Raw genomic sequence first — 15,123 nt, forward strand, 5'->3', positions numbered from 1 at the left:
GGGTGCCTCCTTTATTGATATCCTTTTGCTGTTTCTTTCGTAATTTTTTCTTTGAACAACTTGTAGCTCCAAAGTTGGTAACTAATGACGATAGGAACCATAACGATCGCAACACCGAGCATAATTTTTAAGTTTAGTTCGCTTCCCGCTGCTTCAAAAAGTGTTGTGCTATATTTCTCATCGACGCGCGAAGGAAGCATGTTTGGGAACATACCGATAAAGCCTGTTGCCATAAGTGTGAAAATAGTTAAGCAAATGTTTGCAAATGCAAGCCCGATTCGTTTTTGCCATACGAACAATAACATAAGCAACGCACATACGAAAGTAAGGGCAGGTATGATCCAAAGAATCGGAACTTTCGTAAAGTTATCAAATAGTGTTGTCCGATTGCTTGTCGCCACAAAGAAAAGGGACAGTACGACAGCAGAAACAACAGAAGCTGGCCGTGCAATTTCATATGCTCGTTGTGCCACATCACCAACAGTTTTAATCATAATCCATAAAGCGCCAGATACAATGAATAAGCTTGTGAACAACAATCCACCTAATAGCCCGTATGGATGTAGCAAGCCGAGAAATGTTCCTTCATACCCCGAAGGTCCGATTTTTAAACCGTAAAATAAATTAGCAAAGGCGACGCCAAATAAAAGTGCTAAGGCAAAACTGCTAATTGTAAATGCCCACTTCCAACTTGTTTGCCAATGTTTCGACTCGTCTTTATGCATAAATTCTAATCCTGCTGCCCGGAAAAAGAGAGCGAATAAAATAAGCATCATTGGCGTGTACAAGAAGCTAAATAAGTCCGCATAAACGGCTGGAAACGCGGCGAACGTCGCCCCTCCTGCTGTAATTAACCATACTTCGTTTCCGCCCCAAAAAGGTCCAACGGCTTCTTGAAGCTGATTTCTTTCTTGACGGTTTTTCGCTAAAAACGGGAATAACATTCCTGTACCGAGTGTGTACCCATCTAAAACAAAGTAAACTGTCCAAATCAGCCCCCACAAGCCGAACCAAATGATCGCAACTGTTTCATGAGACATGTTGAATTTCCCCACCTTTCGTAGCTGTGGATGCATACGGTCCTTTTTTTGCATATTTCAACATTAAATACACGTCAGCAATAAGCAAAATCGTATAAAACACGACTAAGCTGACGAGCGAGAAAAGGATTTGTGAGAGCGAGATTGGCGATACTGCTTCAGCTGTACGCATGAGACCGTAAACAGTCCACGGTTGGCGACCGACTTCCGCCACGACCCATCCAGCATTAATCGCAACGTACGGTAACAAAACAGAATACATGACTACCTTTAAGAAACGTTTTGATTCAATTAATTTATTTTTACGATACAAGTAAAACCCATACCAACATAAAGCGACGAAATATAGTCCGAGGGCGACCATTAATCGAAATGAGTAAAACACAATGTTGACGTTTGGTCGTTCGTCTTTCGGAATTTGGTCGAATCCAACGACTTTTCCATCAAACGAATGAGTATAAAAGTAACTTCCGAGCTTCGGAATCGTTAAAAATTCAACGATATTTCGTTCGTTTTTTGGATCGGGAATTTGAATAATATGAAAAGGTAACCCCTCTTTCGTTTCCCAAACCGCTTCTAGTGCTGCCCCTTTAGCAGGCTGCATTTTTGCCGCAAACGATGCTGATTTATGACCGATAAATGGTGTTGCTGTTGTCGCGATAAGACCTAGAATAAGTGCATACTTAAACGATTTTTCGAAAAATACGACATGCTGTTTACGCAACAAATGCCATGCGCTAACAGCCATCACAAAAAACGCCCCAACGATATAACAGCTGATAACGGTGTGCACAAACATATGCCAAGCATACGGATTCGTCACAACTTCCCAAAAGTTTTGTAGTTCAATGCGACCGTTTCTTTCAATATACCCGACCGGATTTTGCATAAACCCGTTTGCCGTAATAATCCAAAGCGCTGAAATGTTTGTGCCGAGCGCAACCATCCAAATCGAGAACGCACGAAGTTTTGGTGAAATTTTGTCCTTCCCAAATAGCCAAATCCCCATAAATGTCGATTCTAAAAAGAAGGCAACGAGCGCTTCAATAGCGAGCGGAGAGCCGAAAATATCCCCCATATATTTCGAGTACTCCGACCAGTTTGTGCCAAATTGAAATTCCATTGTAATGCCTGTGACAACCCCGAGAACGAAATTAATTGCAAATAGTTTCCCCCAAAAGTCTGCCATTTGCCGATAAAGTGGATTTTTTGTTCGTACATGTTGTGTTTCCATCCATGCAATTAAAACAATAAGTCCAATCGTTAATGGAACGAATAAAAAATGATAAAAAACCGTAATGGCAAATTGAAAACGGCTAAGCAAAAGGACGTCGCTCATCTATCTCCCTCCAAGACGTTAAATATTTTTATATGTATAAGAGTAACCGCAATAAGTGAGAAAGGAGTGAGGGAAATGTTGCAAAGCTGTGACGATAATTTTAAAAAAATGTGTCTATTTACTATGATTAACGTGAAAAAAGGGAAAACCTCCTTGCAATGGGCAAGGAGGTTATTTTCACTCGTTCGGCTGGAACGTTTTACAGTCCGTTTCTGTTGAGCTCGTCGCTGTGGAGCCAGCGTGGCTTACGACGTAAATGGCGTCTGCACTACATCGATTGCCTTGCGACCAAAACTGACAGTTTTGTACTTCACAAAGTACATCTTTTGCCATGACCATTCCCTCCTTTCGATATGCTGATGTTAGTGTTGACAAAAGATTCACAAGGCATAACATGAAAAAATGAGCAAAAATAGTGAGAATTTTTATCATTAAATATTGACATAGATAATCATTCTCAATTAGAATGAAATTGTGCAATATAAAACAAAAAGTCGGAGGGAATGAGATGTCATCGTTATTAGTTGTCGGAGCTGATCATTTAGGAAACATTACTGATAAATTAAAAAGCTCAGGGTTCAAGGAAATTATTCATTTAGATGGAAGAAAAGTGAATATGGTGAAGCGACAAATTCCGGAGCACGTTGATATCGTATTCGTTATGACTGATTATATTAACCATAATTTAGCGAAAGTCATTAAACAAAAAGCGAAAGATCAGCATAAGCCGATTTATTTTGTGAAGCGTTCATGGAGCTCGATCCAAACGGTTATTCAACAAATGGGGGATGAACTAAGGGGGAAATGACATTGTGGCAATCGTTTTTAAATGACGTGCTAGCTTATCATTACAATATATCTCCATCTCATCGTTCATCGCTTACGTTGCTAAAAGGGATTGAACGGGCAACATCATCGTTTTCAATCGCTTCTTTTGACTCTCCCGTTACATATTATAAAACGATTGCGCAAATGACTGACTATTTGCTTCGTTTCGTTGCTCATGATCGGTCGTTTGTTCACATATTTGACGAGCGTGCAGCATTTATAACTGCATCTTGTACGTCTGAAACATGCGTTGTCCCATCATGTATGAATGTTTTCATTTTTGATTGCACCCCATCATTGCACGTATGTCGTCAATTTGAAGAGCGGTTCGGACAAAAACCGAGAGCAGTGCGAATGTATTACGTCATGAAAAATCGTTTATTTCACGTCGTATTGAAAAACGAAGCATCTTTTACACACTTATTATAAAAAACCGGGCGACTACCCGGTTTTTTATAATTCATCAAATCCGTTTATATCTGTTGTTTTTGTGTATGACCGTGGGCGCGCTTCAAAAAAGTCAGTCTTTCCTAAGTTTACATTTTCGTCGCTAAACACGCGAATCCATGGCATACAATTTTCATCAGCATCGTATCGGTCATCTAGCCCAAGCATACGTAGCCGTTTATTTCCGAGATATTCGATATATTTTTCCATCTCTACTACATCAATCCCATCTATATCGCGTAACACGAAGCGCGACCATTCTACTTCATAACGGATCGCTTCATCGACGTAATCATATATCCATGCAGAAAATGATCCATCTTCATCAATATGTCGATTTTCCCATAATACAGCGCGAACAAGTTGAGAAATAAAGTAGCTATGGCATAGTTCATCTTTGTTGATATAGCTAATCATTGTAGATGTTTTTAACATTTTTTCATTTCTCGCCAAGTTATAGAAAAAGGCGAAACCGGAGTAAAAATTAATCCCTTCTAACACGAGTGAAGCGACAAGCGCCTGACAAAACATTTCAACAGTTGGTTGTTCACGAAATGCTTCATATACGCGGATGACATGTTCATTTCGTTTATAAATATGTGGGTTCGTGCGCGCCATTTCAAAGGCGCGATGTTGCTCAGACAACTTTTCTATAGAAGCAAGAACGTAAGAATAAGATTGGTTATGAACGACTTCTTGTTGTTCAATAATGGAAAAAATAGCTTTTACACTCGGATCTGTAATGTATTCTTTCATTGCTCCAATAAAGTTCGGCTGAACGGAATCTAAAATGGAGAGCAAACCGATAATGTGTAAAAATGCATCACGTTCACGTTCGCTTAAATGACGCCATTGTTTAATGTCATCAGACATGTTAATTTCAAATGGTGTCCAAAAGTTTCCAAGTAACATTTTGTATATATCATAAAAATGATTATATTTAATATCGTTCCAATTTAAAATGCCGCTTGCTTTTCCATTTATAATGCTCGTTGCTTTATTTGGATGCGACGGTTCCAACAATTTCACTTTCGTCAATAACAAAACGTTCGACCTCCTGCAATAGTTGTTGTACGAAAATAGCTGGCAAATGTTTTTGGTGACCGCGCGGCGATTGCTCAATTTTTAGCATACCAAGTACCGATGTAACTTTTTGTAAATGGTATGCCATCTCATCGACGGCCCGGCAATAGTACGTCCACATTTGATCTCCTGTGCCAAACAGCGCCACAGGGGGCAAAGGAAGTTTTCGTTCTTTAATGAGAAAACGTAACAGTTTTCTCATCTCATCTGGAAGTTGTCCATTCCCCCACGTATATGAACCGAATAAAAGAAGGTGTGCTTCACGGATGAGCGACTCGATTGCAAATGTGTGTTGAACATCGATCGTTTTTACAGCATGTCCGTACGATCGAAAAGCTTGTTCAATCAAAAGGGCGACTTCTTTTGTGTTACCAGTTTTTGATGTATAACAAATAAGGACGTTCATTTGTTTCTCTCCCTTATGATGAGCAAACGTCACATTCTTCAATTGTTACTGCTGTGCTACGAACGTAATATGTCGATTTCAATCGTTCTTTCCATGCGGTTAAGTGCAAGTCAAGAAGATCTTTTGCTTTAATTGTGTTGTATACATATAAATTAAAGCTTAAAGACTGATCGACATGTTTTTGTCGCGCTGCATTTTGACGAATGCTCATTTTTTGATCCACTTCGTAAGCGTTATCGTAATACCAATACGTTTTGGCACATAAATCAGGTACAGTCACCGGAATTTTATAATTCTTTTTTTCTTCAAAATATAAACGGTTAAATACAGGGTCGCATGACGCTGTTCCGTTTGCTAAAACGGAAGTCGAAGCATTCGGTGCGGGTGCCATTAAATAGCCGTTTCGTACACCGTGCTCCATGACTTGTTGTTTTAAATCGTCCCAATCTAACTCATCATGCGATGTATAACCACGAAGTTCAAAGTATGTGCCTGTATGCCAATCCGAGCCTTCGAAAGCAGGATACGCTCCTTTTTCTTTCGCTAATTCCATGCTTGCCTTGATTGTGAGATAAGCGATTTTCTCAAATAATTTATCAGCAAATTGAACGCTTTCTTCACTATCCCACTTGATGCCTTTTAACGCTAATAAATGATGCCATGAGAACGCTCCTAGACCAATTGCTCGATATTTTTTGTTCGTTATGACCGCCTGTAACACTTCGATGCGGTTTTCGTTTAAGTCGATGACGTTATCTAACATGCGAACTTGAATAGGAATCAACCGCTCTAATACATCGTCTTGTACCGCACGAGCTAAATGAATGCTTGATAAGTTACATACGACAAAGTCGCCCGGTTTTTTATGGACAATAATTTCTCCATCTTGTGTGTATTCTTTTGTTACTGTAGTAGCTGACATATTTTGCATAATTTCGGTGCACAAATTAGACGAATAAATCATTCCTGCATGTTTATTTGGGTTCATGCGATTCGCTTCGTCGCGATAAAACATATACGGCGTTCCTGTTTCTAATTGTGATTTCATGATACGTTTCATAATTTCAATGGCAGGTACACGCTCTTTACTCAAGTCAGGATGGTTGACACATTCTTCGTATTTTTCTCGGAATGAGCCTGAACCACGTTGTTCATCGTAAAAATCTTCAAGTCCTAATGGGTTTCCGTCTTTGTCTTTCCAACCCATCACTTGTTTCACTTCATGCGGGTCGAATAAATACCAATCACCACGTTTTTCGACTTGCTCCATAAATAAATCAGGAATGCATACACCGTAAAATAAGTCATGGCATTTTTGTCGCTCATCGCCATTGTTCAGCTTCGCATCTAAAAAAGAGAAAATGTCTTTATGCCAAACGTCTAAATAGACGGCAATCGAACCTTGACGTGTTCCTAATTGGTCTACGGATACCGCTGTATTATTTAATTGTCGCATCCACGGAATGACACCAGATGATACACCTTTAAATCCTTTAATATCAGAATTTCTTGCACGAATTTTCCCTAAATACACACCAATTCCACCGCCGCCTTTAGATAGGCGTGCAACGTCTGTATTCGATTCGTAAATGCCAATAAGACTGTCATCGACTGTATCAATAAAGCAGCTTGAAAGCTGTCCATAAGACTTTCCTGCGTTTGCATACGTTGGTGTCGCTACTGTCATATATTGATTAGATAATGCCCAATACGCTTCTTTTACAAGTTCCATGCGCTTTTCTTTCTTTTCGTTAGCCATGAGTGTTAGTGCAATCGTTAAAAAGCGCTCTTGTGGCAATTCGTAAATCTCACCATTGTAGCCTTTTGCTAAATAACGATCAACTAATGTTTTTAAGCCGATATATGTAAATCGTTCATCTTTTTTCGGATCGATCCATGCGCTCGCTTCTTGTAACTCCTCTTTCGTATATTGTTCAAGTAAAAATGAATCGTAAATGCCAAAATCGCAGAGCGTTGTTTGCAATTCATAAAAGTAGCGGTATGTTTCGGATGCATTGTAGCCGCGGTTTGTAGCTGCTTCATCGTATAGTTGTTGTAAATAGAGGCGAGCCGCTACAAATGTCCAATCTGGTTGTTCGACGGTGATTTCATCAAGTGCATTTAAAATGAGTTTGTTCATCATGTCGTCGTATTTTCGTGTGTGCGCAAGTGCACGCACGGTACGCTCGATGTACCGCTCACTCGATAAGTGTGGAAAGTCTTTGAAAATATGAGACAATAGTGTGCGAATCGTTTCTTCATTTACTTCAGTTCGTTCTTTTATGTGCATCATGTAAAATCCCTTCCCCTTATAAAATAAAAAACATCCGCTTTTGTTGAGCGGATGAAACGATGGAAAAAGGCACGCTTTCACCATCGTTTCATCTTCTCAATCCCCGAAGAATATGAAACGATACAAGCAAGGCAGGTCTCCTGACTCGCGCTTCATCCTACTTTGGATTCCTTCCCATATATGCGCCACAAAAGCTGACATATACAGTGGTGTTGTTTCCATTTCGTCTGCGCACACAGTTGCGGGGACAGTTCTGGATTCGCACCAGATTCCCTATTAAGTCCGTTCGGACACCTTTGCTTGTTGGTTACAATATATAGTTATTATATTGTTTATATATCACAATATGTTGTATGAAAAACGTTTACGTTTAAAACTATAGCGAAAAATCTCAACATTTGCAATCATTATTTTTCATCATTTGCTAAATAACGACGATCTTTCATAAACAGACGCCAAAAATAAATGAAACCTGGAAATAAAATTGCAAAGCCGACGATATATGTGATGAAAAGGGCGCGAAACGTATTGGGATGCGTAAATCCCGATTCGATCGTCACATCTGGATAAATCATATACGGTAAGTGGGCTTTCCCGTACGCGTAACTTGCACAAAAATATTGTAATACAATTGCTACAACCGCAAGACGCGGCATTCCGCGCACCGTTTTCTGCTTCCGTGAAGGAAGAAAAAGCGCTGCACCAGCTAGGAGAAATAGAACGACGGAAGCGGCAAGCCACGGCCAATGCGTTATCATTCCGTCGTATAACCAACGTGCTTCATGTCGCATCGTGACCATAATGAACAGCGAAGAAAGAAGGGCAAACGGTCCGATAATCAGTGCATCTCGCCGATAAATTGCATATGCTTCTGCTTCGTTAGCTTCGTTTGAGTAATCCGCAAGCAAAAGGGAAGAAAGAAAAAGTGTACTCGTAATCGCAAAAGCGATAAACGCATATTCATGCGGGCTTGTAAATAAGCGATCAAGGCGAAGACGACTGACGCCATCTATTGTTTCGACGAAAGATCCGTGTGTAATCGGCAAGACACTAATTAAAAACGCAGGGATCAATAAGCCGCTCATACCAGAAATGTAAACAAGCACTTTTTCATACTTAGGAGCAACGTGCGAAAAAACGAGAAAGGCGCTACGAACGGTAAGCAAAAGTAAAATGATGCTGCCGGGTATGAGTAAAATCGTCCCGAGTATAAACGTTGCCCCTGGGAAAAAGCTGACGAGTGCCACGACGATAGCAACGATAAATACGTTTGTTACTTCCCATGTCGGAGACAAATATCTATTGGCGATTTTTGTAGCTTTCGTCTGCGGGCGATGAATGTAGATCATCGACCAGAAGCCAGCTCCAAAGTCCATTGTCGCCATGACTGCGTAAATAAAAATAAATCCCCATAAAATCGAAATAGCAATTAATTCATCTGTCATCGTCTTGCTCCTTTCTACATGTGCGCACATAAGTCGTGCTCAATCGGGTGGCGGCGGAAATATGAACGTAAGACGAGAACGACCGCGATGAGTAAAAATACGTAAATGGACGTAAATAAAAGAAAGAGCGTCCCTAAATTCGTTGCTTGCGTCACAGCTTCTGCTGTTGTCATCATGCGATAAATAACCCATGGCTGTCTGCCTGTGCAAGCGAAAATCCAACCAAATTCAATGCCGAGTAAGGCAAGCGGGCCAGCGGTCACAACTGTCCACATAAACCAGTTTGGAAATCCTTTTTCCCTTCTCATTCGATGCCAAACAAATCCAACGATCGAAAGGAGGAGAAGAAACATGCCGATGCCAACCATGGCGTTAAAGAGAGTATGGACGAACAAAGGTGGCCACCATTCTTCTGGAAAGTCATTTAATCCGACAACGACAGTATCAAACCGATTGCCAGCTAAAAAGCTAAGTAGCCAAGGAATTTCAATCCCCCATTTGACTGTTTGTGTTTCGCGATCTGTAAAGCCACCAATGACGAGCGGAGCGTGCGACTGTGTTTCAAATAATCCTTCAGCAGCTGCTAGTTTCTCTGGTTGATATTCATGGAGAAGTTGAGCTGATTCATGCCCGTTAATCGCTGTAAGCAATGAAAAAATCCCCCCGACTGTTAATCCGAGTATGAGCGCCTTTTTATGAAAACGTTGAAGGCGTTCGTGTTGTTTATTTTTCAACATGTTATATGCTGCGATTGAGGCGATCGTAAACGCGCCTGTCATATAAGCGGATAAAACGACGTGTGTGGCGGTGACGGCGAAGCTTGGATTAAAAAATGCTTTCCATGGATCGACATCGACAATTTGTCCGTTTTCGATGCGAAAGCCTGTCGGTGTACCTTCAAAGGCGTGCACGTTCGTAATTAAAATGGCAGAAGCAGCCGCTCCGATCGCAACAAACGTCAAGCTTACGATGCGCATTGTCGGGGAAATGCGATTAGCTGCATATACATAAATGGATAAAAACAACGCTTCTACGAAAAAGGCATAAATTTCAATTTGGAAAGGAAGTGCCATCACTTTTCCGATTACTTCCATAAAACCTGGCCATAGAAGGGAGAGCTGCACTCCTGCAATCGTACCGGATGGAATAGCTACACCAAGCAAAATGGCGAGCGCTTTTGTCCAGCGATTAGCCATAAGAGCATAGTCGTTATCTTTCGTTTTTTGATACATGAGTTCCGCAAGTAAAATCATAAGTGGAATGCCGACGCCGAGCGTTGCGAAAATAATATGAAACGCCATTGTAGTTCCAAACAACGTTCTTGCTGTTAATACGTGATCCATACCGAAATGTTCATTCCTTTCCATACAATGTCGTTTCATAGTTTGATGTGGAGAGGGAAAAAATATACAAAAAAATAAAGCGACCGTCGTAGTCGCTTATTGCAATGCTTTTTTTAATGCTAATATGTTTTCATTCATAATCGCAAAGTAATCTTTGTTATTTTTTATATCATCGTTTGTACGTGCTTCTAGGTTATGAAGAATAAGCACATCTGCTCCGATTTCATTTTTGACAACTTCAGCAATTTTAGAAGTGACATTTTGCTCAAAGAAAATGTAACGTATGTTGTGCTCTTTTGCTGTTTGAATGATTGAAGCGAGCTGCTTTTGCGATGGTTCATTTGTTGGTGACAATCCTGTTACGCTTATTTGTTTAATGCCGTATCGTTTTTCCCAATAGCCGTATGCCGCATGAGCGACAAGAATATCATTTCTTTTCGCTTCCTTCATTAATTGCTGGAACTCACCATCGAGCTGTTCGAGCTGTTGTTTTAGCGAAGTAAAGTTTTGCTCAAAATTTTCTTTTGCTTCAGGCTTTAGCTGGATAAATGTTTGTTTAATCGTCTCAGCCATTTGAATGGAATAGATTGGATCGAGCCAGACGTGCGGATCTACATCGCCATGATGGTGTTCATCTTCATGGGCATGTTCATCTTCATGGGCATGTTCATCTTCATGAGCATGTTCATCTTCATGAGCATGTTCATCTTCATGAGCATGTTCATCTTCATGGTTATGATTTGCCGGAAGTAGTTCCATCCCTTTCGTCGCTTCGACAAACTCCACTTTCTCATTTTGTAGCGTCTGAATGATGCGATCGACAAATCCCTCCATCCCTTGTCCGATGTAGATAAAAGCGTCCGCATCAGCAATTTGTTGCATCGTTTTTGCTGTCGGTTCATATGTGTGTGCATCTACACCAGGAGGGTATACGCTTTCGACTTGAACGTGCTCGCCACCAATTTGTTGTGCGAAATGTTGAAGCGGATATACCGTTGTATAAACGATAAGCTGATCATTCTCTTCCTCACTTTTCGCTTCGTTCGTCTGTTCTTGTTTGGAGCATCCAAACAATGTTAATGTACTCGCAAGTGCGATGGATAAAATGTTTTTTAACTTCATTGTTCTCCTCCTTCCAAAAAAGAAAGATGTTTTCTGTTGCCAGATAACATCTTTCCTGTTCCTGTTTTATTATATCGTAATCGTTACGATTTGAAAACTATGAAATAGTCGTAAATGGTGGAAGTGGATCGACAAAAGTAGACCAATCTTCTTCCATTTCTTCGTCTGTTAACAGGCACGTATCGAGTGAAGAAGAGATGACCTTTTCATCCATATCGACACCGATAAACACGAGTTCTGTCATACGATCTCCATATGTCTCGTCCCATTTAGCACGCAATTCACGTTCTTCTTGCAATATTTGCTCGCGCTCATGCGGAGGGTACGTAGCAATCCACTCACCTGCTCCTTGCAACATAATGGACGGACCAGCTTGTGAAAGAAGACCACACATATTGTTGCGCGAGGCAAGCCAGAAAAAACCTTTCGCTCGAACGATTTCAACAGGCCAGTTTTCAAGCCAATGCATAAGCCGCTCAGGATGGAATGGACGACGGCGGCGATAGACGAAAGAGGAAATGCCGTATTGTTCTGTTTCCGGTGTATGTTCTTCATTTAGCTCTTTCATCCATCCAGCAGATTGGTTTGCTTTTTCAAAGTCAAATAAACGTGTGTTTAAAATGTGATGAAGCGCTACTTTTCCGTATGTGGCACGAATGATGTTCGCTTCCGGATTCAATTTGCGCAAAAGGGCTTCCAATTCGTCCGCATCTTCTTTAGAAATGCAGTCGACTTTATTTAAAATAATGACGTTTGCAAACTCAATTTGGTCAATTAATAAATCTACAACTTCACGTGTATCTGTTTCATCCACCGCCTGCTTGCGATCTAACAACGTTTCACCAGAAGCAAAATCATGCCAGAAGCGATTTGCGTCCACGACGGTAACCATCGTATCCAACCGACATGTTGACGTTAAATCGATTCCAAACTCTTCATCCATATATGTGAACGTTTGAGCGACAGGAATAGGCTCACTAATACCGGATGATTCGATAACAATATAATCGATGTTTCCTGTCTTGACAAGTTTCTCGACTTCTTTCATTAAATCTTCACGCAATGTACAACAAATACAGCCGTTTTGAATTTGCACAAGCTTTTCTTCTGTACGTGAAAACCCACCTTGTTTAATTAATTCCGCATCAATATTTACTTCACTCATGTCATTCACAATAACAGCAATTTTTAACCCTTCGCGATTGTTTAAAATATGGTTAAGCAACGTTGTTTTTCCTGACCCTAAATATCCACTCAATACCGTAACAGGCACTTTCATTTGCCGTTCTCCTTTCACAAAGCGTAATTATTACGATTTACATTGTTTATCATAACGAAAAAAAAGAGAAAGAACAACTATTTTTGCTCTTTCTCTGGGACAGGATCAAACCCTCCAGGATGAAATGGATGACATTTTAAAAGGCGTTTGATCGTTAAATAGCCACCTTTTAAAGCGCCGAAGCGGCGAATCGCTTCTAATCCGTAGTGTGAACAAGTTGGGTAGAAGCGGCATGTTGGCGGTTTCAGAGGGGAAACGAAGCGTTGGTAAAAACGAATGAGCAAAATAAATATGTATTTCATGAGATACACCAACCCCTATTTTTGTTTATTGTAACATAGTTGTTTGAAGTAATTCCAATAAAAAAAGATGAAAAAAGTCGGACTTTTGTGTATGATAAAAACGTGACAATTGAAAAAGAGGTGAGAAATATGCCTTCAGTAGAAAGCTTTGAACTGGATCATTGTGCGGTTAAAGCACCGTACGTTCGCCATTGCGGCGTTCATCAAGTCGGTAGCGACGGTGTTGTGAATAAATTTGATATTCGTTTTTGTCAGCCGAATAAAGAGGCGATGCAGCCAGCAGCTATTCATACGCTCGAGCATTTGCTTGCGGTACATATTCGCAAGCATGCCGAGAAGTATGACCATTTTGATATTATCGACATTTCCCCAATGGGATGTCAAACGGGCTACTATTTAGTAGTTAGCGGTACGCCAACAGTCGAAGAAATTATTGATTTGCTAGAAGCGACGATGAATGAGGCGTTAACCGTGACAGAAGTACCAGCCGCAACAGAAAAAGAGTGCGGTCAAGCAAAGTTGCATGATTTAGAAGGAGCGAAGCGATTGATGCGCTATTGGCTATCACAGCCAAAGGAAGAATTGAAAAAGGTGTTCGGTTAAAAAATAAAGGTTCAGGCGCTATACGTCTGAACCTTTATTTTTTCAGTTGGCAATTTATCAACTATGCTTTCGAAGCGGTCACTACCAATACAATGATGGTTACATGTCTCTCTACATTGTTCATGCAAAAACGTATCATTTTCCAAAAATTTTTTTGTTTGCTACAATGAAGGAGGGGAGAAGTTATGATTGAGGAGGGAACGAGGATGAAAGAAAAATTAATTGACATTGTCAACAAACAAATTGCGAACTGGAATGTGTTATACGTAAAATTGCACAACTACCACTGGTATGTGAAAGGACCGCAGTTTTTCACGCTGCATACGAAATTTGAGGAACTATACAACGAAGCAGCTCTACATATTGATGAGCTAGCAGAGCGTTTGTTAGCGCTAGATGGAAAACCGTTAGCGACGATGAAAGATTATTTAGCGGCAGCTTCTGTACATGAAGCAAAAGGGAATGAAACGGCAGAAGAAATGGTAGAAGAAATTGTTCGTGATTTTGAAACGATGATCCGAGAGCTAAAAGAAGGTATGAATTATGCCGGGGAAATTGATGATGAAACGACAGGGGATATGCTTTTAGGCATTCATCAAAGCTTAGAAAAACATGTTTGGATGTTAAAATCTTTTCTCGGATAAGGCGGATTTACCGCCTTTTTTGTATAAAAAAAGAATACCGACTCACACTAACCGTAAATGAACGGAAAAGAGGTGGGGCGATGAAAAAGACGTACTATATTTCGGTGGCGCGCGGCGAAATTTCGCAAGTAAAAACGGCTTCACCGTGGGATTTTCGCATTGAAGCGACGGACGAACAAATTATTCAGTTGCGTGAATATTTTGATGAGATGTATTCATCGGATTGGCAATCATTTTGGCGTGCGCATGTGCCATATGTACAATATCATTATGACCGCCCAAATGACGGTTATGATCACGCGATGAAAAAAGTGTATGGACTTATTTATGAGCTTGGGGATGAAGAAGCAAAACAACAAATTGAAACAATGGGGATCATTGAACATTGAAAGCTGTCGCCAATTGTTCTGTATGGTACAATGAAGAAAACATGCAGTTGAGGGTAGACGGCGATGATTATATTTCAAGATTATTATGGATATGATGTTCGACTGTCATTTTCTGACCATCCTTTTTCACGACGTCCAAAACATGTTTTTGTCATTTGTCGTTACGGTAACCATTGGTTACTGACAAATCACGCAGTACGTGGATTAGAGTTTCCAGGTGGCAAAGTAGAAGAGGGAGAGACGGCAGAGGAGGCAGCTATTCGTGAAGTAAGGGAAGAAACTGGCGGCATCGTTCAAAAAGTGACGTACGTTGGACAGTACGAAGTAAACCGCCCGAATGAAACGATTGTAAAAAATATTTACTTTGCCTATGTTCGTACGATTGAGCAAAGGCAATCGTATTTTGAGACGAACGGTCCTGTGCAAATGAAGCATATGCCAGATGACATCGTGGCTGATGAACGATTTAGCTTTATTATGAAGGATAAAGTATGGGCATGTACGAAGCAGGAGTTAAAACGGCGAGGTTTGATTTAAAAAATCCCCTCGCCGTTTTAACG

At 40.5% G+C, this 15,123-nt stretch carries 17 protein-coding genes and 1 riboswitch; of the genes, 6 read left to right on the top strand and 11 right to left on the bottom strand.

The window, feature by feature from the left end:
* Window positions 1-11: 11 nt before the first annotated feature.
* The 3 genes from cydB to K1I44_RS02310 form a co-directional block, all read right to left on the bottom strand.
* A complete protein-coding gene (gene cydB, locus K1I44_RS02300; RefSeq protein ID WP_219985136.1) occupies window positions 12-1,040 on the bottom strand; it encodes a cytochrome d ubiquinol oxidase subunit II in 1,029 nt (342 codons plus the stop codon).
* Window positions 1,030-2,379: a cytochrome ubiquinol oxidase subunit I gene (locus K1I44_RS02305; RefSeq protein WP_219985137.1), complete on the bottom strand. Its 1,350-nt coding sequence runs from the start codon at window positions 2,377-2,379 to the stop codon at window positions 1,030-1,032. The genes cydB and K1I44_RS02305 overlap by 11 nt, the downstream gene beginning before the upstream one ends.
* A 177-nt stretch (window positions 2,380-2,556) precedes the next feature.
* Entirely contained in the window at window positions 2,557-2,712 is a 156-nt protein-coding gene (locus tag K1I44_RS02310; protein WP_077429356.1) for a DUF1540 domain-containing protein, read from the bottom strand.
* 175 nt (window positions 2,713-2,887) lie between these two features.
* Between K1I44_RS02310 and K1I44_RS02315 the strand changes: the two genes are divergently transcribed.
* Both K1I44_RS02315 and K1I44_RS02320 read left to right on the top strand, forming a co-directional pair.
* On the top strand, window positions 2,888-3,187 hold the full coding sequence (locus K1I44_RS02315; protein ID WP_219985138.1) for a DUF2325 domain-containing protein: 300 nt from the start codon (window positions 2,888-2,890) through the stop codon (window positions 3,185-3,187).
* Entirely contained in the window at window positions 3,184-3,636 is a 453-nt protein-coding gene (locus K1I44_RS02320) for a diverged REC-like domain-containing protein (protein WP_219985139.1), read from the top strand. Before K1I44_RS02315 ends, K1I44_RS02320 begins: the two co-directional genes overlap by 4 nt.
* A 24-nt stretch (window positions 3,637-3,660) precedes the next feature.
* Here the strand turns inward: K1I44_RS02320 and K1I44_RS02325 are convergent, their stop codons facing one another.
* The 8 genes from K1I44_RS02325 to yidD all read right to left on the bottom strand — a co-directional run bounded on the left by K1I44_RS02325 (window position 3,661) and on the right by yidD (window position 12,927).
* Window positions 3,661-4,698, bottom strand: coding sequence for a ribonucleotide-diphosphate reductase subunit beta (locus K1I44_RS02325; protein ID WP_219985140.1), 1,038 nt, complete (start codon window positions 4,696-4,698; stop codon window positions 3,661-3,663).
* Entirely contained in the window at window positions 4,652-5,143 is a 492-nt protein-coding gene (locus K1I44_RS02330) for a flavodoxin domain-containing protein (protein WP_219985141.1), read from the bottom strand. Before K1I44_RS02330 ends, K1I44_RS02325 begins: the two co-directional genes overlap by 47 nt.
* A 13-nt stretch (window positions 5,144-5,156) precedes the next feature.
* Entirely contained in the window at window positions 5,157-7,436 is a 2,280-nt protein-coding gene (locus tag K1I44_RS02335; RefSeq protein WP_219985142.1) for a ribonucleoside-diphosphate reductase subunit alpha, read from the bottom strand.
* A 114-nt stretch (window positions 7,437-7,550) separates the two neighbouring features.
* A riboswitch (cobalamin riboswitch) is annotated at window positions 7,551-7,749 on the bottom strand.
* Between the two features lie 94 nt (window positions 7,750-7,843).
* Window positions 7,844-8,881 carry a cytochrome d ubiquinol oxidase subunit II gene (locus K1I44_RS02340; protein WP_219985143.1) on the bottom strand — a complete coding sequence of 346 codons (1,038 nt, stop codon included), beginning with the start codon at window positions 8,879-8,881 and terminating at the stop codon, window positions 7,844-7,846.
* Window positions 8,882-8,895: 14 nt separating this feature from the next.
* Window positions 8,896-10,248, bottom strand: coding sequence for a cytochrome ubiquinol oxidase subunit I (locus K1I44_RS02345; RefSeq protein WP_304511205.1), 1,353 nt, complete (start codon window positions 10,246-10,248; stop codon window positions 8,896-8,898).
* A 72-nt stretch (window positions 10,249-10,320) separates the two neighbouring features.
* Window positions 10,321-11,346 carry a metal ABC transporter substrate-binding protein gene (locus tag K1I44_RS02350; RefSeq protein WP_219985144.1) on the bottom strand — a complete coding sequence of 342 codons (1,026 nt, stop codon included), beginning with the start codon at window positions 11,344-11,346 and terminating at the stop codon, window positions 10,321-10,323.
* Window positions 11,347-11,443: 97 nt separating this feature from the next.
* Window positions 11,444-12,625, bottom strand: a complete 1,182-nt coding sequence (locus K1I44_RS02355; protein WP_219985145.1) for a GTP-binding protein — start codon at window positions 12,623-12,625, stop codon at window positions 11,444-11,446.
* Between the two features lie 77 nt (window positions 12,626-12,702).
* Window positions 12,703-12,927: a membrane protein insertion efficiency factor YidD gene (gene yidD, locus K1I44_RS02360; protein WP_219985146.1), complete on the bottom strand. Its 225-nt coding sequence runs from the start codon at window positions 12,925-12,927 to the stop codon at window positions 12,703-12,705.
* A gap of 129 nt (window positions 12,928-13,056) precedes the next feature.
* Between yidD and K1I44_RS02365 the strand changes: the two genes are divergently transcribed.
* From K1I44_RS02365 to ytkD, 4 genes are all read left to right on the top strand, one after another.
* Complete coding sequence (locus K1I44_RS02365) at window positions 13,057-13,530, top strand: S-ribosylhomocysteine lyase (RefSeq protein WP_003397762.1); 474 nt, start codon at window positions 13,057-13,059, stop codon at window positions 13,528-13,530.
* A 206-nt stretch (window positions 13,531-13,736) separates the two neighbouring features.
* Window positions 13,737-14,174 (top strand): Dps family protein, encoded by a 438-nt coding sequence (locus K1I44_RS02370; RefSeq protein WP_219985147.1) that lies wholly within the window; start codon window positions 13,737-13,739, stop codon window positions 14,172-14,174.
* Window positions 14,175-14,254: 80 nt separating this feature from the next.
* The gene (locus K1I44_RS02375) at window positions 14,255-14,563 is read left to right on the top strand and encodes a hypothetical protein (RefSeq protein WP_003397765.1); all 309 of its coding nucleotides are present in this window, start codon (window positions 14,255-14,257) and stop codon (window positions 14,561-14,563) included.
* Window positions 14,564-14,626: 63 nt separating this feature from the next.
* Window positions 14,627-15,100, top strand: coding sequence for an RNA deprotection pyrophosphohydrolase (gene ytkD, locus K1I44_RS02380; RefSeq protein ID WP_219985148.1), 474 nt, complete (start codon window positions 14,627-14,629; stop codon window positions 15,098-15,100).
* Window positions 15,101-15,123 lie beyond the last annotated feature (23 nt).

The sequence above is a fragment of the Anoxybacillus sp. ST4 genome, assembly GCF_019448545.1.
Classification (GTDB): domain Bacteria; phylum Bacillota; class Bacilli; order Bacillales; family Anoxybacillaceae; genus Anoxybacillus; species Anoxybacillus pushchinoensis.